Source organism: Flavobacterium sp. RSSA_27 (genome assembly GCF_051547125.1).
In the GTDB taxonomy this organism is placed as follows: Bacteria; Bacteroidota; Bacteroidia; order Flavobacteriales; family Flavobacteriaceae; genus Flavobacterium.
The window spans coordinates 159,485-184,963 of record NZ_JBPTTN010000003.1; the positions used below are offsets into that span (position 1 = coordinate 159,485).

Sequence of the window (25,479 nt, forward strand, 5' to 3'; positions counted from 1 at the left end):
CGGCAGTAAAGATATAGTGGACAGCAGGAAATAGCTCCTAAAGCAAATCGACTTACTAAAAAAACTACTTAACTACTAATAAATTAGTTAGTTATCGTTTTCTAATTATCGAAAATCGTTTCACAAGGATATAAATAGTATCTTTGCACCAAATTAAAGATTATTATGAATAATAAGGAAGGCAACAACAAACGAGGCGGAGCAAGGCCAGCAGGTTCAAGACCCAATTCGAATAAGCCAAAACCTGCGATGCAAAAAAGGGCACAAGGACCTAAAAAAGCAAAACCAACTGCCAAAATAGAAGAGGCCAACAAAGTGGTTAAAAAACCCAATCAAGTAGCTAAAAGACTTAAAGAAAAAGACGAAATTCGTTTGAATAAATACATTTCGAACTCGGGCGTTTGTTCGAGACGTGATGCGGATATTTACATTCAATCTGGTAATGTAAAGGTAAATGGTGTTCCTGTAACCGAAATGGGATACTTAGTAAAACCAACGGATGTGGTGAACTTTGACGGAAAAGTGTTGACTCCAGAGAAGAAAGTATACATCTTGTTGAACAAACCTAAAAACTTTACCACAGCCCTTGATGAAGGTCAAGAATACCGCAATGTATTGGAATTGGTAAAAGGATCTACTACCTCCAAAATTGCACCGATTGGTAGAATGGACAAAAACACTACAGGTTTGTTATTGTTTACCAATGACACTGATATGATTCGAAAATTCACTTTACCGAATCAGAAATCATCCAAAATCTACCAAGTTTCTTTAGATAAAAACTTAAAATTTGAAGATTTAGAAAAAATCAGCAAAGGGGTTGTTATTGATGGGCACCGCGTTTTTGTTGAAGAAGTGACTTATATTGAAAATGAACCCAAAAGCGAAGTAGGTTTAAAACTGCGTTCTGCGAATGTAAAAGTGGTGCGTTCTATTTTTGAACAATTCAGTTATGATGTGTTGCGCATCGATCGTGTTTCGTTTGCTGGCCTGACCAAGAAGAATTTACCGAGAGGCAATTGGCGATTACTTACGGATCAAGAAATTATCAATTTGAAAAACGTTTAAAACAGACAATCCCATTACAATCTAGTTGCAATGGGATTTTTTTAATTACAACAATTTATGACTTCAGAAAAACTAAATTCTATAGCCTACAAATGGTTTGATTGTTTTAACAATAAAGAATTAGAAAAAATACTTTCCCTTTATGATGATGAAGCCGTTCATTTTAGTCCAAAACTCAAAGTACGTCAACCTGAAACCCAAGGTTTGATTTCGGGTAAAGAGGCCTTACGATCTTGGTGGCAAGTAGCTTTTGAGAGACTTCCTAGTTTACACTATAAAGTAACATCACTCACCGCTAATGGCGATCGAGTATTTATGGAGTATATCCGAAAGGTAGAAAACGAGACTGATTTGTTAGTAGCCGAAGTGTTAGAAGTTAAAAATGAAAAAATTATCGCTTCGAGAGTGTATCATGGATAAAATTTTAAAAAAAATAAAGTAGCTTTACGATAATCTAAACTAATCAAAATGAGAAAAAAACTATTTCTATTTGCTTTTGCACTATCTATATTTTTAATTAGCTGCAATAAAAAAGTGAAGTCAACCGACTTTACGGCATTAACCAAGAGTTATTTTGATGACAAAAATGTGTTAAATCCACTAAGCGCTACTCAAAACGGTCAAAACGAATACAACGACCAATTGCAATTTGAAATGACCGATTCGTTCCGAAAAAAACAAGAAGCTTTTTATACAAAATACGGAACGGCATTACAAACTATAGACACCACGTCTCTTTCCGAAGAAGAACTCAACAGCTATGAGATTATGAAATGGGAAATTGCAATGGGCAAAGAAATGTTGCAATACCCTACTAATTTAATGCCTATTAGTCAGTTTGAAGGCACGCATTTAACTATTGGACAAATGGCTGGCGGTACTGGAGCACAGGCGTTCAAAACGGAGAAAGATTACGCCAATTTCCTAAAAAGAATGGAATTATACAGCCAATGGATCGATTCGGCAATGGTGTACATGAAAAAAGGCATCAAAGAAGGCGTGGTATTACCCAAAGCCTTAACCCTAAAAATGATTCCACAATTCGAAACTATGCCTACCAATAAAGTAGAAGACAATCTATTTTATTCCGCGGTAAAACTCATGCCCGCTTCGTTCTCGGCTAACACCAAAGAGGATATAGCCAACAAATACAAAACGGTAATCACCACAAAACTGGTTCCACAATATCAAAAAATGACTGCTTTTTTGAAAACCGAATACCTACCCGCTTCCAGAACTACAAGTGGCATAGGAAGTCTTGCTATTGGCAAGAAATTGTATAGCAGTTATGCCAAACAATGGACTACTACCACAAGCACTCCAGAAGCCATTCACGAATTAGGATTGAAAGAAGTAGCTCGAATTCGAGGGGAAATGGAAAAAGTAAAAGTACAAGTGGGATTCAAAGGAAGCTTATTGGCTTTTTTTGAAGAAGTGCGAAACAAAAAAGAGTTGATGCCTTTTAATCAACCTGAAGAAGTGATTGCTAATTTCAATCGCATACATAAAATCATTGAACCGAAAGTCAATCAATTCTTTTCCTTGCAACCCAAAACCAAATTTGAGGTAAGAAGAACCGAAGCGTTTCGAGAAAAAACAGCTAGTGCCGAATACAATCAAGGCACAGCAGATGGTAGTCGTCCGGGAATTTTTTACGTACCTATACCCGATGTTAAAAGCTATAATGTATATGGTGACGAAGATTTATTTTTGCATGAAGCCATCCCAGGGCATCATTTTCAGGTTTCGTTACAACAAGAAAATGAGAATTTGCCTGATTTCAGAAAATACAATTGGTTTGGTGCCTATGGCGAAGGCTGGGCGTTGTACACCGAAAGTTTAGGCAAAGAATTGGGATTGTATCAAGATCCTTATCAATACTTCGGAATGTTAGGCAACGAAATGCATCGCGCCATCCGTTTGGTAGTAGATACGGGATTGCACAGCAAAGGTTGGACAAGAGAGCAAGCTATTCAATATTCGCTAGAAAACGAAGCCGAGAGCGAAGCAAGTATTATTGCCGAAATAGAACGCTACATGGCCATTCCAGGACAAGCCCTTTCTTACAAAATGGGTCAACTGAAAATCATGGAGCTTAGAGAAAAAGCCAAAAAGAAAATGGGAAGTCAATTTGACATTAAAAAATACCATGAAAAAGTATTAGAATCCGGTTGCTTGCCTTTGGCATTACTAGAAACAAAAATTGATAATTGGATTGATAAAAAATAGAATAATTATGAAAAAAACAATTTTAACTGTACTAGCTATCTTGACTTATTCTATTTCAACTGCACAATCAGAAGTTCATAGAATAGAACAAACATCCCCAGGAGCATTATTTCGAAATCCCGATTACAATAAATTGGATTTGAAGAAAATTGAAGGATCACCATATCTTGATGAGGATTTTGTTCTTGCTGAAATTTCAGGTGTTCCAGAAAAAATTTTAATTCGATATAATATTTTAAATGATATAATTGAAGTTCAATTTGACAATTTGAAGAATTATAATCTAACCAAAGCAGATCCTTACTTAACCATCAATCCTCTAGGAAAAGCAAACAAAATCAAATTGCTAAGATACATTAAGAATGAAGTAGAAATTTTCGGGTATTTGATCCAAATTTTGGAAACCAAAGAAATTGAAGTTTACAGAAAAAATCAAGTGAAGCTTCAAAATGCAAAAGAAGCAACTAGTTCTTATCAGGAACCTTCTCCTGCACAATTTATAAAATTAAAACCAGAATATTATTGGAATTTAACAGCTAATCAAATTACACTTATTCCAGGAAACAAAAGAGGAATTCTTGAACTCTTTCCTACCAAAAAAGATGCAATCAACGATTTCTTCAAAAGCAAAAAAATTGATTTTGATGACGAAAAAAACATCATAGAATTAGCAAAATTTGTTCAGTCCATACAATAAAAAAAATAATAAAGGGATATTGAATGCTTTAATATCCCTTTATTATCCACACTAATTACTTACAAATCATAAACTTATACGGTACTTCTGTTTTTTTTTAATGAAGAAATAGTTTTATCAAAAGATTGTATCATATCATATGAATGAATAGCAACACCAATTCAATATCCTTTATTGTCACAAAAAAAATTGGCCTAATTGCATACTTTATCTGTTTTATATTTAAACTCTATTAATTTAAAATAAACTTTCATGGAGTAAATATCAAAAAGCATAAATCACCTAAATAAAAAATGTGTAATATTGTGTATCAGTTGGTAACATTAAAAAAAAATCATGAAACATCAGGCAATTATTTATGTACTTATTATGATTGGCAACTTTTCATTTGCTCAAACATTGGGTGGAACCGATCAAAACATTGCACCAATTTATTATAATTTAGGTGTGATGCAAGCCAACAAAGACTATAGAGCTACTTTCTTCAAAGATATAGAAGGCACGCCATATATTTACAAAGACTTTGTACCTTCTGAAATAGAAGGAATACAATCAAAAATGAATTTACGTTATAATGCATACGACGATGTCGTTGAAGTAGAAAAAGCTCCAGGAGAAATATACACCGTTTCAAAAGACCCAGCGTACGGTGTTATCTATATGAATTATGACCGAAAAAAACTTAGATTAATCACAATAGATGATAAATCAAATGAAAAAGTCTTAATTTATGCTTTTGAATTAATGAATAACAAAACAACCGCTTTGTTACGACATGACAAAATCGATTTTAAAGAAGGCAAAGTAGCCAAAACTTCATTTGAATTGAACAGTAAACCACGATTTACTTCCATTAATAGCACCTATCTATTGGAACAAAAAGACAAAAAAATCATTGAATTCCCAACTTCAAAATCCAAATTACTGGCTTTATATCCTGCACATGTCAATGAAATCAAATCCTACTTAAAAGAAAATAAAATTGATTTAGCTACTGAAAGTGACATGATTCGAACTACTCAATTTTTGAGTACACTTTAAAACATAAAAAAAGCTTCTCAAATGAGAAGCTTTTTTTATGTGCGGATAATAGGACTCGAACCTACACGCCTTGCGGCACCAGATCCTAAGTCTGGCACGTCTACCAATTTCGCCATATCCGCGTTGGTGGGTGCAAATATAAGCATAAGTTCCTATTTTCAAAGTAATATTTACAAAAAAATGTTATTCTATTTTTTGTACTTTTGAAAAGCTAAAATTAAACATCCAAATGGAAAACAGAACAAGTTACGTTCAAGAAAATAAAGAACGCTTTATCAATGAGTTAATCGAATTATTGAAAATTCCTTCTGTTAGTGCCGATACAGCTTTTTCACAAGATGTACTAGACACAGCAGAAGCCGTAAAAGTAAGTTTAGAAAAAGCAGGTTGCGATTTCGTTGAAATTTGCGAAACAGCAGGTTATCCAATTGTTTATGGTGAAAAAATAATAGACAAAAACCTACCAACGGTTTTAGTTTACGGACATTACGATGTACAACCTGCAGACCCAATCGAATTGTGGGCCTCTCCTCCTTTCGAACCCATAATCAAACCCACAGCGATTCACCCAGAAGGAGCAATTTTTGCTCGTGGTGCCTGCGATGACAAAGGTCAAATGTACATGCACGTAAAGGCTTTTGAATACATGATTCAAAGCAATACTTTACCTTGTAATGTAAAATTTATGATTGAGGGTGAAGAAGAAGTAGGCAGTGTCAACTTAAAAACATTTGTAGAAAACAATACAGAGAAATTAAAAAACGATGTGATTTTAATTTCAGATACTGGAATGATTTCTAATCAGCAACCCTCCATCACTACAGGATTACGTGGTTTGAGTTATGTAGAAGTAGAAGTGACTGGTCCTAACCGCGATTTACATTCTGGTTTATATGGTGGTGCGGTGGCCAACCCCATCAATATCTTATCCAAAATGATTGCTTCGCTTCACGACGAGAACAATCATATCACCATTCCAGGATTCTATGACAATGTCGAAGAATTATCTCTGGAAGAAAGAGCCGAAATGGGCAAAGCCCCTTTTAGCTTGGAAAACTACAAAAAAGCACTTGACATCAATGATGTCTATGGCGAAACTGGCTACACCACGAATGAGCGTAATTCTATCCGTCCAACACTCGATGTGAATGGAATCTGGGGAGGTTATACAGGAGAAGGCGCAAAAACAGTAATTGCAAGCAAAGCCTATGCAAAAATCTCGATGCGCTTAGTGCCAAATCAAGATTGGGAAGTGATTACCGATTTGTTCACCAAACACTTTATAAGTATTGCTCCAGCTGGCGTGAGTGTTGTAGTAAAACCGCATCACGGTGGCCAAGGTTATGTTACTCCAATCGACAGCATTGGTTACCAAGCAGCCAACAAAGCCTATACACAAACCTTTGGTGTACCAGCCATTCCGGTTCGTTCCGGTGGAAGCATTCCTATCGTTGCATTATTCGAAAAAGAATTGAAAAGCAAAACGATCCTGATGGGATTTGGTTTAGACTCCGATTCAATTCATTCACCAAACGAACATTTCGGAATTTTCAATTACCTAAAGGGAATCGAAACTATTCCACTTTTCTATAAATATTTTGTAGAGTTGAGTAAATAAATACTACAGACTGAAAGGCAATTGATTTGGTTTGATTTACTGAAAGTCTACGAGGTTAAAATAGTATAAACCGCAGATTCGCAAATTTTAAAAATTATACTAATTTGCGAATCTGCGGTTTGGATATTTAGATACTAAAGCGATATGTACTGAAACCACATAGTTTTCAACTCAATATGAGATTACTAAAAGCTCTTTTCACACAAACATCCGCTCGTTCTCCAGAATGAGCGGATTTTTTTTTGGATGTAACCTGCAGAAAAAGCGGGTCCAAAAAAGCCTAATGCTACTGCTCCAAAAAAACCGCTTCTCTTCAAGCACAAGTTTAGAGAAGCGTTTAACAAATTAAATCAAAAAAATAATTAAAAAGAAAACTAATTGAAAACTTTATCTGGGTTATAGCCCATATAAGGCATGACTTGTTCATTAAAAACAACGCCGTATGATTCTAATTCTTTCAGGATGGGTTCGTAAACTTCTTTTTGGATAGGAAGTTGTACACCGCTAGTTTGTATTTTACCATTTAAAATCAATAAAGCGGCCATTGCAACAGGAAGCCCAACTGTTTTTGCCATCGCTGTATACATTTGGTCATCGCCAATACATACCATTTTGGAATCGATTTGAGAAGTGATACCATTCAATTCGTAACCAAATTTGTGATACATAACTATCATATCTTTATCCTCGGGTTGTAAGGTCCAACTATCAGAAAGGATTTTTTCTAAAATTTGAGCTGGTGTAGCATTTTTTAAACCGACCTTTTTGATTCGGCTAAATAAATCCAATTCTACTAACTTATCCCACATAATATCGTCTTGGTCTATTTTGAGAATGTGTCGCATTTTCAGTTCAACGGAATCGGTGGGGTGATAAGGCAAAAAGGAATTCACAAACTGTCGATAGGTCATTTCTTCTGAGCCTTCCATTATGTAACTATCATCGGTCATTCCTAATTGCACAAACATATTCCAAGCCTTAGAAAATCCTACTCTGCGAATAGTACCTCTATATAAAGTAAGCACATCATCTAATCCGTACACCGAACGATATTTTAAAGAATCACGATTTGAATAAGCTTCGAATCTACCGTACCCCTCGACTTCTAAAAATTCGGTTCTGCGAAACAAATTGCAATACGGTATGTATTTGTAGGCACCTTCTTGAATGAATTTGGCCGCACCACCTTGACCAGCTAACACCACATTTCTTGGTGCCCATGTAAATTTGTAATTCCAAATATTGGTATCCGATTCTGGTGCGACCAATCCACCACAAAAGGACTCGAACAACAACATTTTTCCGCCTTTTTCTTTGATTTCATCAATAACTTTCATGGCACTCATATGATCGATACCAGGATCCAAACCAATTTCGTTCATAAAAATGAGCCCTTTGGCTTTGACTTCTGCATCCAAAGCTTGCATAGCTTCACTGATATAAGAAGCCGTAACCATATGTTTTTGGAACAAAACACAATCTTTCGCAACTTCTATATGCAAATGCGCGGGCAACATAGAGATAACAATAGTGGCATTTTGAATCGCTTCTTGTCGTTGTTGCGTATTAAAGATATCTAAAGCTATTGGAGTCGCATTGGGATGATTGTTGGTTTTTTTCTGAGCTAATTCTAGTGATAAGTCACCAATGATCAGATGCAATTGCTCTGTTTCAGACTTTGCAAGTAAATATTGAATCAAGGAAGAAGCAGACCTTCCTGCTCCAATAATGAGTATTGTTCTCATAAAAATATAATTATTTAACACAAACATACTATTTTGTTGTATTCATAACAAATAGATTGTGTTAAAACACGAAAAAATTAAAAATAAAACAGCAATACCCCTTTTTGTTTGAAATGTAATAAATACTTTTGCAGCAGATTCTAAATAGGAACTATGAGTAAAAAAGTAATTACGACTGCTGCCCTTTTAGGAATGATAGCTATCATTTTGGGTGCTTTTGGCGCCCATGCCTTAAAAAAAGTACTTTCAACGGAAGAACTCCTTACCTTCGAAACGGGTGTTCGCTATCAAATGTACCATGCTTTATTCCTTTTATTCATTGGCCTAAGTACTTCGCTTACTGAAAAAAAACAAAAAATCATTTATTATCTTACGCTTTTTGGAGTTCTATTATTTTCGGGTTCCATCTATTTTTTAGCAACAAATTCATTAACAACTTTTGATTTTAAAAAAATAGGCTTCATTACTCCCATCGGAGGTGTCCTTCTCATTTCAGCTTGGGCCGCTTTATTGTTTGACTTTTTTAAAAACAATAAAAAGAAAATATAAAACAAAAAATCGCTTTAAAAATTAATTTATACTTTTACATCCAAACAAATAAAAACTAACTACATTTTATGGACACTAACACCCTTTTTACGAAATCGATTTCGTTAGAAAAATTAGGAATTGAGAATGCCAAAATTCAGTATCAATTAACTCCAGATGAATTACACGATTTAACTATTGCTTCAGGTCAAGGGACAGAAAACTCCACAGGAGCCTTAGCCATCAACACAGGAACATTTACAGGTCGCTCTCCACAAGACCGTTTTATTGTAAAAGATAGTATCACTGAAGATAAAGTATGGTGGGGAAAAGTAAATATCCCTTTCGAGCCAGCTGCTTTTGATGCTTTATTCCAAAAAGTAACGGCTCACTTATCTAACAAAGAGGTTTTTGTAAGAGATGCTTATGTATGTGCCGATTCAAATTACAAATTGAATGTACGCGTAGTAACCGAAACTCCTTGGGCAAACTTATTTTGCTACAATATGTTTTTACGACCAACTGAACAAGAATTAGAAAGCTTTACTCCAGAATGGACTGTGGTTTGTGCGCCAAGTTTTGAGGCCAATCCAACAGTTGACGGAACACGTCAGAGCAATTTTGCTATTTTAGATTTTACTAAAAAAATAGCACTTATCGGAGGTACAGGGTATACAGGAGAAATGAAAAAAGGAATTTTCTCTGCCTTAAACTTCATCTTACCTGTTTACAAAAACACCTTACCAATGCACTGCAGTGCCAATGTAGGTAAAAATGGAGATACTGCTATCTTCTTTGGTCTTTCAGGAACAGGAAAAACAACTTTATCTGCCGATCCAGAAAGAAAATTAATTGGTGATGACGAACACGGTTGGACGAACGAGAACACTGTTTTCAACTTTGAAGGTGGTTGTTATGCCAAAGTAATCAACTTGTCAGAAGAAAATGAACCCGATATTTTTAGAGCCATCACTAGAGGGGCAATTTTAGAGAATGTTGTGTTTAAATCAGGTACTAACGAAGTAGATTTTGATGATGTTTCTATTACACAAAACACACGAGTAAGCTACCCAATTACGCATATTGACAATATTCAACCAGGATCTATTGGTAAAAACCCAAAAAATATTTTCTTTTTAACGGCTGATTCATTTGGAATTATTCCACCAATATCAAAACTAACTCCTGGCCAAGCGGCTTATCACTTTATATCGGGTTATACTGCTAAAGTAGCAGGAACTGAAGCTGGAGTAACAGAACCACAGCCTAATTTCTCTGCTTGTTTTGGTGCACCATTCATGCCATTGCATCCTACAAAATATGCTGAGATGTTGAGCAAAAAAATGAAAGACGCCAATGTTACCGTATGGTTGATCAACACAGGATGGACAGGTGGTGCCTATGGAACAGGAAGTCGAATGAAATTAAAATACACTCGTGCTATGATTACTGCAGCCTTAAATGGTGAATTGGATGCGGTTCCTTTTGTAAATCATGACGTATTTGGAATTGCGATTCCACAAGAATGTCCAAACGTACCAGCTGAAATCTTAAATCCAAGAAATACTTGGGAAGACAAAGCATTATATGACGTTAAAGCAGTGGAACTAGCTCAAAAATTCAAAGCAAATTTTGAAAAATTCGAAGAATTCGCCAACGAAGAAATTTTAGCTGGAGCACCAAAAGCATAAGCATACCAAAACAAAACCAAAATAAACCAACCTAAACCAAAAAGAGTTGTTCTGAAAAGAGCAGCTCTTTTTTTTGAAAAAAAATCATAGTCAGCCACAAACTATAACTAAAATACAATCAGTAATTTATCGTTTGAATTGTTTTTGGCGTTAAATTTGTACCCATCAATCAAAAAATCAATCAATCATGTTACAATCCTTTTTTATTTTATGTTCAGGAGCTGACAAAAACCTGCTAGAAGGTTGCTCCCAAGGCGAAAAAACCAAATTTGTGGGTATTGGAGCCACCGTATTTTTTACAGCTGTGATGGCTTTTTTGGCGAGTGCCTATGCCCTATTTACTGTTTTCGACAGTGTATATCCAGCAATCGCTTTTGGGCTAGTTTGGAGTTTACTTATTTTCAATTTGGATCGATTTATCGTATCGACCATTAGAAAAAGAGATAATCTTAGTGCCGAATTTTTGCAAGCCACTCCTCGTATTTTATTAGCAATTATCATTGCAATTGTCATTTCAAAACCCTTAGAAATTAAAATCTTCGAAAAAGAAATCAACACGGTACTTTTGAAAGAGAAAAATGCGATGGCCTTGAAGAACAAAAAAGAAGTCGCTGCTTATTTCAAAACCGATTTGGATAAAAACAAAGCCGAGATTACCAATTTGAAAACCGAAATCAGCAAGAAAGAGAAAGAAGTCAATACCCTTTATGAAACCTACATTGCTGAAGCCGAAGGAACAGCGGGCACCAAAAAACTAGGAAAAGGCCCAGTGTTTAAAGAAAAAATTGCCAAACACGATTTGTCTAAGAAAGAATTGGATACCTTACAAAAAAACAATCTGGCCAAAATTGCGGTGTTAGAAAAAGAAAACAAAAAACTGGAAGCCGACTTGGACAAAAAGGTAACTCAAACCCAACCCATCATTGATGGTTTTGATGGACTAATGGCGAGAATCAATGCTTTGAATAGTCTGCCTTGGCTGCCTTCTTTTTTTATTATGCTCCTGTTTTTGGCAATTGAAACTTCGCCAATTATTGCCAAATTATTATCTCCCAAAGGCGAATATGATTATAAACTAGAAGACCTCGAAACTGCGCTAAAAGCTACCATAGAACAAGATAAATACCAACGTACTCTTTTGGTACAAACCAGCGCCAGCATGCACGACAAAGTATATGCGGATATTGCAGAAGACAAACGATTGTATGAATTGCAACGAAAAAACGCAACAGACCTACTGGAATTACAATCGAATACTTTTGTAGAAAAACAAAAAAGTACTTTGTAATCTTAGTCTTTAATCTCAACAAAAAAACGCCCTTTCGGACGTTTTTTTTTAACCAACAACGAATTAAGGCAAAAAGGCATACCCTTTTTTACTTTTCCAAAGAAAATATTTTTCTAAAATCACTTTATTAAAATCGAAAATAATATTCGGAATCATAATGGCAAACGATCGTGGTTTGAACAAGGAAGTTGAAAAAATAATCACTTCTTTTTTTCCTGCATCCATGATACAAAGTCCAGGAATTCTACCCCATTCTTTTTTTACCAATTGGCTTTGACCTTTGGCTACTCGAACAATATTTTCAGCTACAATTTTCCCCGTTTCATCAGAAGGATACCCCGTTTTGGGAGACCCAAAAGGAACCGATTTAGGTGTAAAAGGTAATTTCACATCGACAGCGATTCCTGCTGCCCAAATATTCTTGTAATCACGATGACGATAATCGTCTCCTACAGGAATATAACCCGCCGGTGTAGCATGTAAATCAGGAGAATTGGTCACCAAATCTACTCCAATAAAAGGCGGCATCAACATAGTGAAATCACTAGGCAGTTCTTCACCATTAGACAAGATTACTTTGTTTTTCTGAACTTCTTTTACTCCTACTTCGGTTCTATAATGAATATTGAACATTTTCATAAATCCTTTCAGCATGGATTCGCCCATAGGCATACCGTCTATACCAAAATGTCCCAAATAATCTTCTGGTGTAATCCAGTACAAATCAACTTTTTTACGAATATTTTCTTCTCGCAACCATTTTTCGATATTGAATAAAAACTCATACGCCGCTCCCATACAACCCGCATTTTGAGTAGCACCAATAACGATTGGCCCAGGATTCTTTTTGAATTCTTGTAGCGCTGTTCTTATTTTCATCGCTCCATTAGGTGTACCCACATAATGCGAAAACTCTTCAACTCCAGGAGCTATGTCATATTTAACTTTTGGTCCTGTTGCTATAACGAGATTATCGTAGTGGTAAGTTCCTTTGTCTGTATAGACAACTTGCGCAGTGGCATCAATTTTTGTGGCTTCTTCATTTACAAAATCGATTCCCTTTTTGGTCAATATTCCTTCTTTCTTAAATGAAATATCCTTGATATCTCTTCTCCCAAAAGGAACCCAAATTAAAGAAGGGATGAATAAAAACAATGGTGATTTATCTATTAAAATTACTTTATGTTGGTCTTTCCCTTTTCGTTTTATTTCAAGTGCAGCAGTCATTCCAGCAAAACTTCCACCAATAATTACGGTTGTAGTCATAATGATTTAATTTAATATTACCCTACAAAGTTAGCCTTCAAACCGTTAGCGAACAGTAACTTATGTTACACAACAAAAAAATCATAAAAAAACCCTGCTTTGCATGAACAAAACAGGGCACTTCATTTTAATTCGATAGATTACATCTGACTCAAAATTTCTTTTTTGAAGGCATCGTACTCGCCTTGCAGGATCAAACCATTATCCAATAGCTTTTTATAGTTTTGTAATTTGGCAAACAATTCTTCTTGGTTTAACCCAACATTGCTAGCTGCTGTTTCAGTCTCATTACTAAAACTCACTTCATGAATAGTAGTTGCAGGTATAATTTCGGCAAAATTGGTGACTTCTTCTGTTGCTACCTCTTCAACAATTGCTGCTTCTGGAACCGATTCCATTGCAATAGTAGAAGTTGCATTGCCATTTTTCAGCATATCCAATTGTTCTTTGGCATAAGTATACATTTTGCGAGCTTGAATTTTTGGAATATAATCCATGGTTATTTGCAATTCGGTTTTGGTAGAGAAAGTAAACTCTGAACCTAAAATATTTTCTTTTACAAAAGCACCATCTACCTCATCCCAAGTATAATCAATAAAATGCATTGAAAGCCCTAGGTTTTTGGGTTGGCAAATGATGATTCTTTTATTGGTCAAAACGATACTATCAGGTAAAACAGTCAAAGCTGGTTTTTTTTGTACGGCAATATAACCTATCTCTTCGTTTTTCATCAGCAGATCATTCAACTTAGCCGTAACTTTTTCGATTGCTTTTGGGTCTTGTTCTTCGTTCAAAAACTTTTTAATGTGTTCTTTCATTATAATATTATGTTTCTAGAATAATTATTTTTTTGATAATCAAAACCTTATTTAGGTGCTTATTAAAATAGCGTAACAAAAGTAATGCCTAAAAAACGCTTTAGGTAATGCCATACCCAATACCCTTTTTCTAGCTGCTTTAACTAGAAGCGAATATAAATATTTATCAGCAAAAAGATTACAATAATTTAGCTATATTTGCTCTAAATCAATCTAAGCCACATATGATTCGATTATATCCAAACGAACAAATTAAAGAATTCGACGTACACGAATCTTTGCAATTGCGCTATGCAATCACATCTCGAGGTAGACTCATCAGTTTTAAAGACAATTTTGAAGATGGCCGCGAATTAAAAGGTAGCACTATAGACGGCTACCGTATCTTTCGCTACAAAATCAATACTGGAGAAAAACCCGTCAACCGACATCTCTTTTTTTACAAACTCATTGCGGAGCATTTTATCCCAAAACAATCCGAAGACCAAGTTCATGTACTGCATTTAGATTATGTACGTGATAACGACTCCCTTCGAAACTTGAAATGGGCGACACGCGAAGAATTTTTGGAACACAACCGAAAAAGTCCACACGTGATTCAAGCAAGAAAAAATTTGCTAGAACATAACATCAAATCTGATGGTAGAAAATTAACGGTGACCAAAGTGATGCGCATCAAAAAAATGCTACAAAATCCCAACAGAAAAACTAGGATTAAGATGATTGCCAAGCAATTTGGTGTCAGCGAAATGCAAATTTTCCGCATTAAATCTGGGGAAAACTGGGGACATATTGTCGTCTAATCAATAGGTAAAGCAGTAATTTCGGCCTGAATCTTTTTCGTAAGACTTTTAAAAACCAAGTCATACGAATGGTCGATTAATGCTTTGAGCATAGCATCTGGAACATCTTGATTAATCGCAACGGTGTTCCAGTGTATTTTGCTCATATGATACCCTTCGTTGATGGCGTCGTAATTGGCACGCAATTCTAAAGCGCGCTCGGGATCACACTTGAGATTCACCGAGGGTTCCTGTTTTTCCCATTGTTGTAACGAAGACAATGCAAACATTTTACCTCCTACTTTAAACACCAAAGTATCTTCATCAAACGGGAAATGCTCTGTTACTGCTTTTTTTGACAAGCAGTACTCATAAAATGTTTCTAAATTCATCGCTATTTATTTTCCAATTTCTCCTAAGTGCGTATACTTGAATCCCTTTTTATACTTCAACCCATATCCTAACATCCTATCCATAGCAGAATGAGCAAATTGAATCACTGCCAAAAGCTGCAAAATAGTAGTAGAAGTATATATCCCTACAAAATACAATACAATTGCAATACCTCTGTGATGTGCAATGTTATAACAAATCGCCCCTATCCTATTTCCAAACAAATAGCCAATCATCGAAAAATCAGGCGCTAAAATCAACACCAAAAACCACCACCACGCATACTCCAAATGATTGAATAAATAAATTCCAAGTAGCATTAACCCCAACTCTTCTAGTTTTATAACCTTTTCCATTATAGTATTTTTTCCATCATCTTTTCGGGATGAGCTAAGGATGAAAATCCAAATTTTTGATATAAAAAATGTGCATCTGTCGTGGCCAATCGCCAGATTTTCACTTGTTGCAATTGCGGTTCTTCCAGCATCGCTTGTATCAAAACAGAAGCATAACCGTTACCTCGATATTCTTCAGCGATAAAGACATCCATAACGTAAGCAAAAACTACATAGTCTGTAATCACTCTAGCAAAACCAATTTGGGTATCATCCTGATAAATCCCAAAACACACCGAACTATCAATACATATTTGAACCTCTTCGATCGTTCGACCCGCCGCCCAATAAATATCCTTCAAAAAATTTTGAATAAAAAGGACATCCAACTTTGTTTTATCGGTAGAAACGTGAATCATATTTGGTATAAAATAGGTTTACTCGGACTGGCATCATTTTCAAAAGATGCGATTTGCAAATTCAATACATAAGGACCATCAAGCACTTCATCGGGTACATAAATCATTTCGGTGATAGTGCAATTCAGTCTCGCATCTGCATTCAGATTATTCACATCTTTCACATTCCAAAACGCTTTGTGCGCCAATAATTTCCCTTCATCTTTCTCTTTGTCTACACTAGGCAAATCGATTAATAAATGTTGGATACCGTTTTCACGAATAAAATGCGCCGCTTCTTCCGTTAGATACGGCGGATTGGTATTTGAATAGTTTTGGTGTTTTTTAAGTTTAAAATTGGGCAAAGTTCTAATTACTAAAGCTTCAAAAGAAATACCCGATTGTAATGTCACCTCGAGCGCAGTCGAGAGGCTTTTTAATGTAATCACTAAATCTTCCCCCTGCATTTCTGGTACCACAGAAATCAATTCGGCTCGAAAGAAAAACTGTTGCAAACATTGATTCACACTGTAAAATTCACGGGTGATATGCCCCAAACATTCGGTATGCGTCCCGTGCCCGTGCGGATTGAAAAAGATGTTATTAAAATTGGTCGAAGAACTTCCTTCAGATACTTTCCCAATCCAATCGCCAAAAACTACTGGTTCAATGACAGGTTTTTCAATATACCAAGCAATAGGATTTTCGTCGGTATTGGTCAAAGGAATCGATATATCAATAGGTTTTGATAGGTCGATTGTAACAGTTTGGTCATTCAGTTCTATTGTGGCTTTCATTTATGCTGAATTTATTTCAGCATCTCATCTGGAGACGCTTTTATAAGTTCAAATATAAATCTTTTAATTCTGGATTTGAAAGTTTTGCAAGATTCCATTTCCACTCTTTATGCCAATTTTTAATTTGTTTTTCTCTTTTAAAAGCATCTGCTAAATCATCAAACACTTCAAAATATATCAAAATAGAAGCATTGTACTTTTTTGTAAAAACTGCACCTGTACCATTTCTATGACAATCTATTCTATTCTTTAGATTCTTCGTGGCTCCAACATATAGAACAGTATAATTTTTATTGGTCAAAATATAGGTAAACCCTTTTTCCATATAGTAATTTTATTAAAATCAAAAGATCCTGAAACTAGTTCAAAAGATCCTGAAACTAGTTCAAAAGATCCTGAAACTAGTTCAAAAGATCCTGAAACTAGTTCAAAAGATCCTGAAACTAGTTCAGGATAAATAAGTCTGACGCGATTCCATCCGTCAAGAATTTTCCTTTTGAGGTAGGTTTCAGAATATTGTTTTCAATAGAAAGTAACTCATCCTTTATGAATTTATCAGATTGCTTGATTAAATAATCCAAATAGTCCAGACCAAATTCTCTTTCAATGCTGTCCAATGAAACGCCCCAAATGGTTCGCAATCCTGTCATAATGTATTCGTTATAACGGTCAGCCGTCGATAAAATTTCAACTTCATTGGGCAATTGGTCTTGTTGTATGGCTTTCAGATACAAAGCATTATTCGCCACATTCCAACTTCTCGAAATCCCATCATAACTGTGCGCCGATGGACCAATTCCGATGTATTTTTTCCCTAACCAATAGGCCGAATTGTTCTTCGAGAAATAATTTTCTTTCCCAAAATTGGACAACTCATAATGAATAAAACCATTTTTCTCGAGGGTATCGACTAGTATTTGGAAATGCGCTTCGGCTACTTCGTCTTTAGGAGCGTCTATTTTACCCTTTTGAATGAGTGTATTCAAAGCCGTTTTAGGCTCTACCGTCAAGGCGTAACTCGAAATATGAGGCACACCAAAACGCAATGCAGTTTCGATATTTTGTTGCCATTGCGCATTACTCATCCCAGGAATACCATAAATCAAATCGATTGAAATGTTATCGAAATACTGAGTCGCGAGTTCCAAACATTTTTGAGCTTCTTCCGAATTGTGTGCGCGATTCATCATCGCTAAATCGGCTTCAAAAAACGACTGAATTCCGATGCTTAATCGGTTGATTCCTATTTTTGAAAGTTCGATTAAATACTCTTCCGACAAATCATCAGGATTCGCTTCAAGTGTGATTTCTGGATTTTGAGCAACTTTATAATTCTCATAAATTGTATCTATCTGCAATTTCAAATCTGCAATCTGCAATCTGCTCGGCGTTCCTCCTCCAAAATAAATGGTTTCCACTTCCGAGAATTCAGCATCATTTTTGTCACTTCGAGCGCAGTCGAGAAGCTCACTTTTACGCATTTGCAATTCTTTCGCAATAGCCAAAACCATCTCCTCTTTTTTCTTCATCGAAGTCGAAAAATGAAAATCACAATAGTGACACGCTTGTTTGCAAAAAGGAATGTGAATGTAGATGCCGCTCATAGATTTAGTGTTCAGTGGTCAGTATTTAGTAATCAGTGGTCAGAAAAAGTGGTTAGTATCCGGTAAATAATATTAAGTGAATAAACTGAATACTAAAAACTGAACACTGATTACTCCTTTTTCACTCCAAATTTTTCTGGATTTAGTATCATATAATTTATCAATCTTCCAACTTCTTTGGAACTTTCAGTTAAACTAGTAAACGACTCTATTGTTATATACTTGCAAGCTAATGCATATTCCAACCAGCCTTGTGTCTCAGAATTTTCGGCATCAGCATCGGTCAATTTGCTATGAAAATACTTAGGATATTCTCTTTTTCTATAGGCTTCAGCAATTGTAATTGTTACACTTCTCGAACTTCTTCTGATTTGATCAGTTAAAGAATAGGTTTCTTCTTTTGGAAAACTTTTCGATAATTCAAAAACGGCCATAGCAACATCAAACCCTTTTTTATAACTTAATAAATCTTGAAATTTCATCTGTTTTTTCTAACTAATTACCTTAAATGAACACTTAAAAACGAATCACTATTATTTTACATTACACCACCTGAACACTAAAACCTGAACACTGAACACCTTTTTTAGGTTATTAATGCCTGATCACTAAAAACTGAACACTGACCACTACTTCTTTATCCTATCTTCATTATTCTTCACGAAAGCATCCCAACCTGAATAGCTTTTTTCTCCGATTGTTTTTCCAGAATTGAAGAAATGACAAACTGCCGCAGCCAAACCATCGGTTGAGTCGAGGTTTTTAGGTAATTCTTTTAGTCCCAAAAGTTGTTGCAGCATTTTGGCTACTTGTTCTTTGCTGGCATTTCCGTTGCCGGTGATGGCCATTTTTATCTTTTTGGGTTCGTATTCGGTAATGGGAATATCTCTGGAAAGTCCAGCAGCCATCGCCACACCTTGCGCACGCCCTAACTTCAACATCGATTGTACGTTTTTACCAAAGAAAGGCGCTTCAATCGCGATTTCGTCGGGATGGTGCGTTTCGATTAGCTCAATGGTGCGCTCGAAAATGACTTTCAATTTTTGGTAATGGTTGTCGTATTTGGATAAAATCAATTCATTGAGCTGAATAAATTCCATTTTTTTATTGATAACCCGAATCAATCCAAACCCCATAATGGTAGTTCCTGGGTCGATGCCTAATATGATGCGTTCGTTTGACAATTTTTTTAGTTTCAAGTTTACGGTTTGCAATACAAAGTTTGTTGTTTCTTTGCAAAATAATTTACTCACAATAATTCCACGCCACGGCGGATTAAGGGCAGATGATTTCAATTCCACACAAAACTAAACAATTCCTTGTACTTCTAGTCAAACTTTTGATTGTAGGGGGAGCGTTTTATTTTATCTACAACCAACTCGCCAATAATGACCAACTCGATTGGGAGAAGTTTATCAAGTTGTTTCGCAAGAATCAATCCGTGGGAGGCATTCTTTTCATTCTCTCGTTTAGTGTCTTGAATCGCTATTTCGAAATTTTGAAATGGCAAAACTTAGTCTGTTTTTTGTATCCTATTTCGGTAGGCGAATCCACCAAACAAGTGTTGGCTGCTTTGACTGCGGGTTTGTTTACTCCAAATGGCGTAGGTGAATATGCTGGAAAAGCCTTGTATTTTGATAAGAAATCAACCAAAAAAATCATCTTTTTGAATCTGATTTGCAACGGAATCCAAATGCTATTGAGCATCTTTTTTGGGATTTTTGGTTTGTTGTATTTCAATGCCATTTTCGCCATTATCAAACCCAAAACCGTGCTGTTGCTCTTTGGAGGGCTTTTGTTAGTCGTACTGATTGTATTTTTTTCAAAGAAAATCAACATCAAAGGCTATTCTATCGAAAAACTACTTCACAAAATCAATGAGATTCCCAAAGCGATTCATCAAAAAAACATACTGTTAGGTACGTGTCGCTACTTGGTATTCTCGCATCAATACTATTTTTTGTTTTTGGCTTTTGATGTAGATTTACCCTATTTAACAATGATGGCTGCGATTGCTTCGGTCTATTTTCTGGCTTCGTCTTTGCCTACTTTTCAGTTTTTGGATTTTGCGGTAAAAGGAAGTGTGGCGGTTTTTTTCTTTGGAATTTTGGGCGTTAACGAGTGGATTGTGGTTTTCATTTCGACTTTGATGTGGTTTTTGAATGTAGTATTACCAGTAGCCATTGGAAGTTATTTCGTTTTGAAATTTAAAAGCCCCTTAGCCTTCGAAGATGGAAACATTAATATCAAAGAAAAACAATGATTTTTGTTTTACTCGGCATAGCAATCGTTTATGTGCTGACTATAAGTTGGCTCATTTATGGTTATACCAAAGTGTCCTTGTATAACAAAAAAGAGGTAGCTCCAAAAACTACCTTTTCTATTTTAGTGCCTTTTCGGAATGAAGCCGAAAATTTGCCGATTTTACTAGAAAGTATTGCCAAACTCAAGTATCCAACGGATTTATTTGAAGTGCTATTGATTGATGATGCATCGGAAGAAAAATTCCAAATTCCAAATTTCAAATTTCAAATTACCCTAACCAACATTATTCGACAATCGAATTCGCCTAAAAAAGACGCCATTACCACGGGAGTTCCTTTGGCCAACAACGAGTGGATAGTCACCACCGATGCCGATTGTATTGTTCCCGAAAATTGGTTGCTCAAGATGGATGCTTTTATTCAAAATCATACGGTCGAAATGATTGCTGGGGCGGTTACTTATGAGTGCAAGCCTTCGTTTTTACATCATTTTCAGCAATTGGATTTGACGAGTTTACAAGGCGCTACCATTGGAAGTTTTGGCATTAACAAAGGCTTTATGTGCAATGGTGCCAATTTTGCTTATACAAAATCTCTTTTTCAAAAGTTGAATGGTTTTGCTGGCAATGACAAAATAGCCAGTGGCGATGATGTGTTTTTGCTGCAAAAAGCCATAGCGCAATGTCCAGAAAAAGTACATTATTTAAAATCGAAAGACACGATTGTCCGAACACAACCCACGGATAGCTGGAAAGCCTTGTTTCACCAGCGCGTGCGTTGGGCTTCGAAAACCAGCTCCTACCAAAGTCGGTTTGGGATAGGATTAGGCCTAGTAGTTTTTGCAGGCAATCTTAGCTTGATTTTGGGATTAGTAGCAGGCTTTTGGGGTTGGATTCCGTTTCTCTATTTCGCAATGCTTTGGCTAGCGAAATTTATAGTCGATTCGGTTTTGCTCTACACCACCCATCGTTTTTTGAGACCTTCCAAAATGCGCTATGTGTTAGCCAGTAGCTTGCTCTATCCTTTTTTTAGTACTAGTGTAGCTTTGTATGCTGTTTTTGGTTCTTACGAATGGAAAGGGAGACGATTTTAGATTACCATATAAAAGACGTGTTTAGCCACGAATTCACGAATTAGTCTTTAAATTTTATTATTTTATTGAATTATTTTTTCAAAAGTATATTAATTCAGTGTTCATTTGTGAATTCTATCTAACTCTTTTTAAAACCTGTTAAATCCGTGCAATTCTATCTAACACTTTTTTTAATCTTTGAAAATCAGCGAATCAGCGGTAAACAAAGTTAGCCAAGCTGCCGTGAAAGTTTTTCCACTTTCTTGAAATTCGTGGCAAAAAAATCATTAGTAAAAATCAAAAATTATTCTACTTTTAGAATTACTGGTAAGATAAATTGTGTTTTTACAGGAATTCCGCGTTTAATGGCGGGATTTACTTTAGGAAAATCAACCAAACGGGCGCGAAGAATACTATCGATTTTGATGGTATCATAAGCCACAGAATCTTTGGGAAATTGGGGTTCAAATTTCAATGTCGAATTGGGATAAACAGTGACTTTAACTTCGATGGTATCCAGCTCTGGATACAGCACCGCCAAGGTATCTACGCTTAATTTTTCTTGAATCAATTGTGTCAATCGCTCAAAAAAGCATTGTTGTTGTTGCTTCTTGTCGGTCAAGCTTTCACAATCTACCAAAGAGGGATATTCGTCAACTTCTTTCCAATTGATGGACTTCAATTCTTTTTGCAGCAATTCCTTTTCAGAGGGAACTTGCTTCTCAAAGTATTGACAAGAGGCGAACATCAGCAGCAATAAATAGCAATAACTTTTACTCAAAGCAGAGTTTTTTGGATTGGACTTATTTTGGGATAAAAATACACTTATTATTTTTTATTTGGTTTGGATTGGAGATAATCTTCGTATCGTTCCGACATCCATTTCTTTTTATTCTCTTCAGCAATGGCTTTTTGATCCGGATACAGCGCTTTCAATCGGTCTGAAAATAAAGCAATTTGAACCGTATAGCTATAAAACGCTTCTTTGGACAACAGTATATTTGGGTCTTCTTTCTTGGTAAAAAATTCAAAAAACAAAGCATCAAATTCTTTTAAGTTAAAATTTAGTACTTTAGTCTTATATTGAATTGACAATTTTTCTTTTAAAAGGTCATCTTGAGTTTTCTCGTTTTGCGATTGTCCATGACAAAGCAAAGAGAAAAAGAGGCATAAACCAAACCCTATACAAGTTGAAAAAAGGTCTTTGTTCATAGTTAGATCGGACTAAAACACTACAATTTACTTTCAAAATTACTAAAAATAAATATATGGACATACTGCTTTTGGGAGTCGGACTGCTATTTGTTATTCTAGGAGTTTTGGGCAGCTTTTTGCCCGTCTTACCTGGACCTAGTTTGAGTTGTATAGGTTTACTTTTAGTGTACTGCACCGATGCTATTCCGATGAATTATTGGATTTTGGGAATAAGCTTAGTGATTACGCTTCTTTTAACCGTTTTAGATTATGTCATCCCCGCCAAGGGAACCAAAAAATTTGGAGGCAGTTCGTATGGCATTTGGGGAACGAATATTGGTTTGGTAGTTGGATTATTGGCGCCCATTCCTTTTGGATTCCTTATTGGTCCTTTTGTTGGTGCTTTTATTGGTGAAATGATCTACGACGCCAAAGATCACAATCGCGCATTAAAAGCCGCTACAGGCTCCTTTATTGGGTTTTTAGCTTCTAGTTTTCTTAAGTTTATTGTGTGCGTGATGCACTTTGGGGTTTTTGTTTGGATTGTTTGGCAGTATAGACTCGAACTATTTTAGAAAAAGGAATAAAAAAAACCATTACTAAGTGAGGTTCACTTAGTAATGGTTTGAAGAAAAACCAAACATTAAAATTAATTTGCTTTTTTCACCTGAATGTTGTCAAAACGCCAACGGAAACGATAGTCAGCTGCTGTTACGGTTTGGTTAACTCTAATAGCTACATAAAAAGGTGCTGTTGGACTTATACTCATAAGTTTTCTTTTAAACTCAGCTGGAGGCCCAACAGTACTATAATTTTCTGTACCCATCACATTCCAATCGGCTTCGTTAAATTCGCCACCTGTATACGTTTGAGACCAGTAGAATGTCACTATTGATTTATTTTGAGGAAATGCACTTACACTGCTCAAATCAATACTAACACTCATATTACCAGACCCGTTCATTAATGGTGAAACCAATACTTGATTAGCGACTCCAAATCCTGGTCCAGTTGCTGTTGCGTTATAAAAAACATTAATTCCATTATCAGATTTACCTTTTACATCATTAATATTAGTATAAAAATCAACTCCATTATTCATTTTTAAAATTTCAGCATCTTTGGCCGTTACAGCTGCATCCTGCCCAGTTGCTAATATTTTAAAACCAAGCCCAGCAGGTTTTGGTGCCGTTAAGTAAGTATTATTAGCATTTGAAGCTCCATACTCGAAAGTTTCTACATAACTAAAGGCATTAGGATCTGCATCATTATCTAAAATATCGAAAGTGTATTGCAAATTACCACTGTTTAAACTAATACCTCCTGAAGTATTGGCAAGGGAAAGAATTGCTTTTTCATTGCCTTCATACGTAGGATCGTCCACAACAATCATAGGTAATGTTACAGTTGCCGATGTAGCCCCTACTGGAACATTTAATACATAAGGCAAAGTTGAAGAAGGGCTGTTCAATTTAAAATCATCTCCACTGGCTGTAGAGCCGCTTGCTAAATTAAGTTCTACAGTTCCAGCTGAAGTCACCGTTCCTGAAACTAGGAATTTAAGTGTGACCGTACCTGCATTTTCGTTTACAGTTGCTGGATTGGTTGGATCAAAAGAAATCAGCGCATTTGGCGAAGCGTCGTCATTCACAATAGTGACCGTTGATACAAATGGCGATTTGAATTCTAATCCACCGGTTACTCCAGTAATCGTAAAAATAATGGTTTTATCAGGTGCAAATGCCGTATTGTTTATAGGTACAATTTTGAAACTAGCAGCGTTTGCTTTAGCAGGAACCGTTACATTAAAAGTTGCTGAAGAAGCACCTTCAATAGTGTAATCTGTACCATAGACCGCAGTACCAGTAGCTTGTACAGCGATTGTCCCTCCAAAAGTTGAAGCTTGTGTAAAGACAAAATTCATTGGGGTTGCCACAGCATCATTTTCTTTAATGGAAGCCGTTTCTTTTTCGAAAGAAACAATTCCTACTAAGGGGTTATCATCATCTATAAGTTTCAGGGTAACCGAATTCTTTTCCCCCAGTGTTAGTCCTCCAGTAACTTCGGTTATTTTTATGGTCAAAACCACACTTTGTTCTACTTCAGTATCATTAACCGGAGAAATGGAAAAATTGGACACTAATTGTCCTGCATTAATTGCAGTAGTAAAGGTATTACTACCCGTACTTGAAATATAATCTTGTCCATAAACGCCACCTGTAATTTCTATTTTAACCTCACCTTTGGCATGGTAATAATTACTAATTCCCATATTTATTTTAACAGGAATCGTAGCGCCTTCAACTTCAATTAAATCTTCTACTGAAAAATTGACTTCACCAATTTGATTGGCAGAAGTAGCATCATCTTGGATATCGCAAGCAGAAAAGCTAAATAACAAAAGTGCTACAAGCAATAGAGGTTTTCTTATTTTTTTCAACATAACTTATAAATTTTAAAGCAATTCATTTAAAATCACTATTTTACATCATTTTTTATTAAGTAAATTTATATATAAATTCTTCTGTAAGGGTATAAAAATTATCAAGAATGGTTTGAAAACAATCCCAAAAAACCTAAAAAATCGATTTCCATTTTTTCTATATTATTGTCTTCATTCGTCTTATTATACCACTAAATCTTCTAAATAT

At 35.6% G+C, this 25,479-nt stretch carries 27 protein-coding genes and 1 tRNA gene; 13 read left to right on the forward strand and 15 right to left on the reverse strand.

What is annotated here, in order from left to right; genetic code table 11:
* The first annotated feature begins 165 nt into the window (after positions 1 to 165).
* From ACSVH5_RS05650 to ACSVH5_RS05670, 5 genes are all read left to right on the forward strand, one after another.
* Positions 166 to 1,068: a pseudouridine synthase gene (locus ACSVH5_RS05650; protein WP_438060483.1), complete on the forward strand. Its 903-nt coding sequence runs from the start codon at positions 166 to 168 to the stop codon at positions 1,066 to 1,068.
* A 57-nt stretch (positions 1,069 to 1,125) separates the two neighbouring features.
* Positions 1,126 to 1,488: a nuclear transport factor 2 family protein gene (locus ACSVH5_RS05655; protein ID WP_438060484.1), complete on the forward strand. Its 363-nt coding sequence runs from the start codon at positions 1,126 to 1,128 to the stop codon at positions 1,486 to 1,488.
* Between the two features lie 48 nt (positions 1,489 to 1,536).
* Positions 1,537 to 3,297, forward strand: coding sequence for a DUF885 domain-containing protein (locus ACSVH5_RS05660; protein WP_438060485.1), 1,761 nt, complete (start codon positions 1,537 to 1,539; stop codon positions 3,295 to 3,297).
* A 7-nt stretch (positions 3,298 to 3,304) separates the two neighbouring features.
* Entirely contained in the window at positions 3,305 to 3,994 is a 690-nt protein-coding gene (locus ACSVH5_RS05665) for a hypothetical protein (RefSeq protein WP_438060486.1), read from the forward strand.
* Positions 3,995 to 4,330: 336 nt separating this feature from the next.
* Complete coding sequence (locus tag ACSVH5_RS05670) at positions 4,331 to 5,035, forward strand: hypothetical protein (RefSeq protein WP_438060487.1); 705 nt, start codon at positions 4,331 to 4,333, stop codon at positions 5,033 to 5,035.
* Between the two features lie 40 nt (positions 5,036 to 5,075).
* Here ACSVH5_RS05670 and ACSVH5_RS05675 read toward each other — a convergent pair.
* A tRNA-Leu gene (locus ACSVH5_RS05675) sits at positions 5,076 to 5,157 on the reverse strand.
* A 107-nt stretch (positions 5,158 to 5,264) separates the two neighbouring features.
* On the opposite strand from ACSVH5_RS05675, the gene ACSVH5_RS05680 reads away from it, so the two are divergent.
* On the forward strand, positions 5,265 to 6,653 hold the full coding sequence (locus ACSVH5_RS05680; protein WP_438060488.1) for a dipeptidase: 1,389 nt from the start codon (positions 5,265 to 5,267) through the stop codon (positions 6,651 to 6,653).
* A gap of 374 nt (positions 6,654 to 7,027) precedes the next feature.
* Here the strand turns inward: ACSVH5_RS05680 and ACSVH5_RS05685 are convergent, their stop codons facing one another.
* Positions 7,028 to 8,398: a saccharopine dehydrogenase family protein gene (locus tag ACSVH5_RS05685; protein WP_438060489.1), complete on the reverse strand. Its 1,371-nt coding sequence runs from the start codon at positions 8,396 to 8,398 to the stop codon at positions 7,028 to 7,030.
* 153 nt (positions 8,399 to 8,551) lie between these two features.
* On the opposite strand from ACSVH5_RS05685, the gene ACSVH5_RS05690 reads away from it, so the two are divergent.
* The 3 genes from ACSVH5_RS05690 (at position 8,552) to ACSVH5_RS05700 (ending at position 11,905) form a co-directional block, all read left to right on the forward strand.
* Positions 8,552 to 8,947, forward strand: a complete 396-nt coding sequence (locus tag ACSVH5_RS05690; RefSeq protein ID WP_438060490.1) for a DUF423 domain-containing protein — start codon at positions 8,552 to 8,554, stop codon at positions 8,945 to 8,947.
* A 68-nt stretch (positions 8,948 to 9,015) separates the two neighbouring features.
* A complete protein-coding gene (gene pckA, locus ACSVH5_RS05695) occupies positions 9,016 to 10,617 on the forward strand; it encodes a phosphoenolpyruvate carboxykinase (ATP) (protein WP_438060491.1) in 1,602 nt (533 codons plus the stop codon).
* Positions 10,618 to 10,804: 187 nt separating this feature from the next.
* The gene (locus ACSVH5_RS05700; RefSeq protein ID WP_438060492.1) at positions 10,805 to 11,905 is read left to right on the forward strand and encodes a DUF4407 domain-containing protein; all 1,101 of its coding nucleotides are present in this window, start codon (positions 10,805 to 10,807) and stop codon (positions 11,903 to 11,905) included.
* A gap of 63 nt (positions 11,906 to 11,968) precedes the next feature.
* On the opposite strand, the gene ACSVH5_RS05705 is transcribed toward ACSVH5_RS05700, so the two are convergent.
* Together ACSVH5_RS05705 and ACSVH5_RS05710 are read right to left on the reverse strand one after the other, a co-directional pair.
* Positions 11,969 to 13,171, reverse strand: a complete 1,203-nt coding sequence (locus ACSVH5_RS05705; protein WP_438060493.1) for an NAD(P)/FAD-dependent oxidoreductase — start codon at positions 13,169 to 13,171, stop codon at positions 11,969 to 11,971.
* Positions 13,172 to 13,311: 140 nt separating this feature from the next.
* Positions 13,312 to 13,989, reverse strand: coding sequence for a PH domain-containing protein (locus tag ACSVH5_RS05710; RefSeq protein WP_438060494.1), 678 nt, complete (start codon positions 13,987 to 13,989; stop codon positions 13,312 to 13,314).
* Positions 13,990 to 14,213: 224 nt separating this feature from the next.
* On the opposite strand from ACSVH5_RS05710, the gene ACSVH5_RS05715 reads away from it, so the two are divergent.
* Positions 14,214 to 14,792 (forward strand): NUMOD4 domain-containing protein, encoded by a 579-nt coding sequence (locus ACSVH5_RS05715; RefSeq protein ID WP_438060495.1) that lies wholly within the window; start codon positions 14,214 to 14,216, stop codon positions 14,790 to 14,792.
* On the opposite strand, the gene ACSVH5_RS05720 is transcribed toward ACSVH5_RS05715, so the two are convergent.
* From ACSVH5_RS05720 to ruvC, 8 genes are all read right to left on the reverse strand, one after another.
* Positions 14,789 to 15,163 (reverse strand): MmcQ/YjbR family DNA-binding protein, encoded by a 375-nt coding sequence (locus ACSVH5_RS05720; RefSeq protein WP_438060496.1) that lies wholly within the window; start codon positions 15,161 to 15,163, stop codon positions 14,789 to 14,791. The genes ACSVH5_RS05715 and ACSVH5_RS05720 overlap by 4 nt on opposite strands.
* A 6-nt stretch (positions 15,164 to 15,169) precedes the next feature.
* The gene (locus tag ACSVH5_RS05725; RefSeq protein ID WP_438060497.1) at positions 15,170 to 15,520 is read right to left on the reverse strand and encodes a DUF4260 domain-containing protein; all 351 of its coding nucleotides are present in this window, start codon (positions 15,518 to 15,520) and stop codon (positions 15,170 to 15,172) included.
* Entirely contained in the window at positions 15,520 to 15,918 is a 399-nt protein-coding gene (locus ACSVH5_RS05730) for a GNAT family N-acetyltransferase (protein WP_438060498.1), read from the reverse strand. Before ACSVH5_RS05730 ends, ACSVH5_RS05725 begins: the two co-directional genes overlap by 1 nt.
* A complete protein-coding gene (locus tag ACSVH5_RS05735) occupies positions 15,915 to 16,694 on the reverse strand; it encodes a cyclase family protein (protein ID WP_438060499.1) in 780 nt (259 codons plus the stop codon). The genes ACSVH5_RS05730 and ACSVH5_RS05735 overlap by 4 nt, the downstream gene beginning before the upstream one ends.
* Positions 16,695 to 16,734: 40 nt before the next feature.
* Positions 16,735 to 17,019: a GIY-YIG nuclease family protein gene (locus ACSVH5_RS05740; protein WP_438060500.1), complete on the reverse strand. Its 285-nt coding sequence runs from the start codon at positions 17,017 to 17,019 to the stop codon at positions 16,735 to 16,737.
* 118 nt (positions 17,020 to 17,137) lie between these two features.
* Entirely contained in the window at positions 17,138 to 18,298 is a 1,161-nt protein-coding gene (gene hemW, locus ACSVH5_RS05745) for a radical SAM family heme chaperone HemW (protein ID WP_438060501.1), read from the reverse strand.
* A 110-nt stretch (positions 18,299 to 18,408) separates the two neighbouring features.
* Positions 18,409 to 18,780: a four helix bundle protein gene (locus tag ACSVH5_RS05750; protein ID WP_159688061.1), complete on the reverse strand. Its 372-nt coding sequence runs from the start codon at positions 18,778 to 18,780 to the stop codon at positions 18,409 to 18,411.
* A 147-nt stretch (positions 18,781 to 18,927) separates the two neighbouring features.
* Positions 18,928 to 19,482 carry a crossover junction endodeoxyribonuclease RuvC gene (gene ruvC, locus ACSVH5_RS05755; protein WP_159691043.1) on the reverse strand — a complete coding sequence of 185 codons (555 nt, stop codon included), beginning with the start codon at positions 19,480 to 19,482 and terminating at the stop codon, positions 18,928 to 18,930.
* 101 nt (positions 19,483 to 19,583) lie between these two features.
* Between ruvC and ACSVH5_RS05760 the strand changes: the two genes are divergently transcribed.
* Positions 19,584 to 20,561, forward strand: a complete 978-nt coding sequence (locus ACSVH5_RS05760; protein ID WP_438060502.1) for a hypothetical protein — start codon at positions 19,584 to 19,586, stop codon at positions 20,559 to 20,561.
* On the forward strand, positions 20,558 to 21,655 hold the full coding sequence (locus ACSVH5_RS05765; RefSeq protein ID WP_438060503.1) for a glycosyltransferase family 2 protein: 1,098 nt from the start codon (positions 20,558 to 20,560) through the stop codon (positions 21,653 to 21,655). The genes ACSVH5_RS05760 and ACSVH5_RS05765 overlap by 4 nt, the downstream gene beginning before the upstream one ends.
* A gap of 283 nt (positions 21,656 to 21,938) precedes the next feature.
* Here ACSVH5_RS05765 and ACSVH5_RS05770 read toward each other — a convergent pair whose 3' ends face one another.
* Both ACSVH5_RS05770 and ACSVH5_RS05775 read right to left on the reverse strand, forming a co-directional pair.
* Entirely contained in the window at positions 21,939 to 22,382 is a 444-nt protein-coding gene (locus ACSVH5_RS05770; protein WP_438060620.1) for a hypothetical protein, read from the reverse strand.
* Positions 22,383 to 22,462: 80 nt separating this feature from the next.
* Positions 22,463 to 22,846, reverse strand: a complete 384-nt coding sequence (locus ACSVH5_RS05775) for a hypothetical protein (protein ID WP_438060504.1) — start codon at positions 22,844 to 22,846, stop codon at positions 22,463 to 22,465.
* A 56-nt stretch (positions 22,847 to 22,902) separates the two neighbouring features.
* On the opposite strand from ACSVH5_RS05775, the gene ACSVH5_RS05780 reads away from it, so the two are divergent.
* Entirely contained in the window at positions 22,903 to 23,403 is a 501-nt protein-coding gene (locus ACSVH5_RS05780) for a DUF456 domain-containing protein (protein WP_438060505.1), read from the forward strand.
* Positions 23,404 to 23,477: 74 nt separating this feature from the next.
* On the opposite strand, the gene ACSVH5_RS05785 is transcribed toward ACSVH5_RS05780, so the two are convergent.
* Entirely contained in the window at positions 23,478 to 25,271 is a 1,794-nt protein-coding gene (locus ACSVH5_RS05785; RefSeq protein WP_438060506.1) for a Calx-beta domain-containing protein, read from the reverse strand.
* Between the last annotated feature and the right edge of the window lie 208 nt (positions 25,272 to 25,479).

Coding starts and splice junctions, on each gene's coding strand:
- ACSVH5_RS05720 (WP_438060496.1), bottom strand. CDS start 15,163: ATGAATTTAGAAACATTTTATGAGTACTGCTTGTCAAAAAAAGCAGTA.
- ACSVH5_RS05770 (WP_438060620.1), bottom strand. CDS start 22,382: ATGTTCGCCTCTTGTCAATACTTTGAGAAGCAAGTTCCCTCTGAAAAG.
- ACSVH5_RS05680 (WP_438060488.1), top strand. CDS start 5,265: ATGGAAAACAGAACAAGTTACGTTCAAGAAAATAAAGAACGCTTTATC.
- ACSVH5_RS05740 (WP_438060500.1), bottom strand. CDS start 17,019: ATGGAAAAAGGGTTTACCTATATTTTGACCAATAAAAATTATACTGTT.
- pckA (WP_438060491.1), top strand. CDS start 9,016: ATGGACACTAACACCCTTTTTACGAAATCGATTTCGTTAGAAAAATTA.
- ACSVH5_RS05775 (WP_438060504.1), bottom strand. CDS start 22,846: ATGAACAAAGACCTTTTTTCAACTTGTATAGGGTTTGGTTTATGCCTC.
- hemW (WP_438060501.1), bottom strand. CDS start 18,298: ATGAGCGGCATCTACATTCACATTCCTTTTTGCAAACAAGCGTGTCAC.
- ACSVH5_RS05725 (WP_438060497.1), bottom strand. CDS start 15,520: ATGGAAAAGGTTATAAAACTAGAAGAGTTGGGGTTAATGCTACTTGGA.
- ACSVH5_RS05655 (WP_438060484.1), top strand. CDS start 1,126: ATGACTTCAGAAAAACTAAATTCTATAGCCTACAAATGGTTTGATTGT.
- ACSVH5_RS05785 (WP_438060506.1), bottom strand. CDS start 25,271: ATGTTGAAAAAAATAAGAAAACCTCTATTGCTTGTAGCACTTTTGTTA.
- ACSVH5_RS05670 (WP_438060487.1), top strand. CDS start 4,331: ATGAAACATCAGGCAATTATTTATGTACTTATTATGATTGGCAACTTT.
- ACSVH5_RS05765 (WP_438060503.1), top strand. CDS start 20,558: ATGATTTTTGTTTTACTCGGCATAGCAATCGTTTATGTGCTGACTATA.
- ACSVH5_RS05660 (WP_438060485.1), top strand. CDS start 1,537: ATGAGAAAAAAACTATTTCTATTTGCTTTTGCACTATCTATATTTTTA.
- ACSVH5_RS05685 (WP_438060489.1), bottom strand. CDS start 8,398: ATGAGAACAATACTCATTATTGGAGCAGGAAGGTCTGCTTCTTCCTTG.
- ACSVH5_RS05665 (WP_438060486.1), top strand. CDS start 3,305: ATGAAAAAAACAATTTTAACTGTACTAGCTATCTTGACTTATTCTATT.
- ACSVH5_RS05705 (WP_438060493.1), bottom strand. CDS start 13,171: ATGACTACAACCGTAATTATTGGTGGAAGTTTTGCTGGAATGACTGCT.
- ACSVH5_RS05690 (WP_438060490.1), top strand. CDS start 8,552: ATGAGTAAAAAAGTAATTACGACTGCTGCCCTTTTAGGAATGATAGCT.
- ACSVH5_RS05780 (WP_438060505.1), top strand. CDS start 22,903: ATGGACATACTGCTTTTGGGAGTCGGACTGCTATTTGTTATTCTAGGA.
- ACSVH5_RS05715 (WP_438060495.1), top strand. CDS start 14,214: ATGATTCGATTATATCCAAACGAACAAATTAAAGAATTCGACGTACAC.
- ACSVH5_RS05760 (WP_438060502.1), top strand. CDS start 19,584: ATGATTTCAATTCCACACAAAACTAAACAATTCCTTGTACTTCTAGTC.
- ACSVH5_RS05750 (WP_159688061.1), bottom strand. CDS start 18,780: ATGAAATTTCAAGATTTATTAAGTTATAAAAAAGGGTTTGATGTTGCT.
- ACSVH5_RS05710 (WP_438060494.1), bottom strand. CDS start 13,989: ATGAAAGAACACATTAAAAAGTTTTTGAACGAAGAACAAGACCCAAAA.
- ACSVH5_RS05700 (WP_438060492.1), top strand. CDS start 10,805: ATGTTACAATCCTTTTTTATTTTATGTTCAGGAGCTGACAAAAACCTG.
- ACSVH5_RS05730 (WP_438060498.1), bottom strand. CDS start 15,918: ATGATTCACGTTTCTACCGATAAAACAAAGTTGGATGTCCTTTTTATT.
- ACSVH5_RS05735 (WP_438060499.1), bottom strand. CDS start 16,694: ATGAAAGCCACAATAGAACTGAATGACCAAACTGTTACAATCGACCTA.
- ACSVH5_RS05650 (WP_438060483.1), top strand. CDS start 166: ATGAATAATAAGGAAGGCAACAACAAACGAGGCGGAGCAAGGCCAGCA.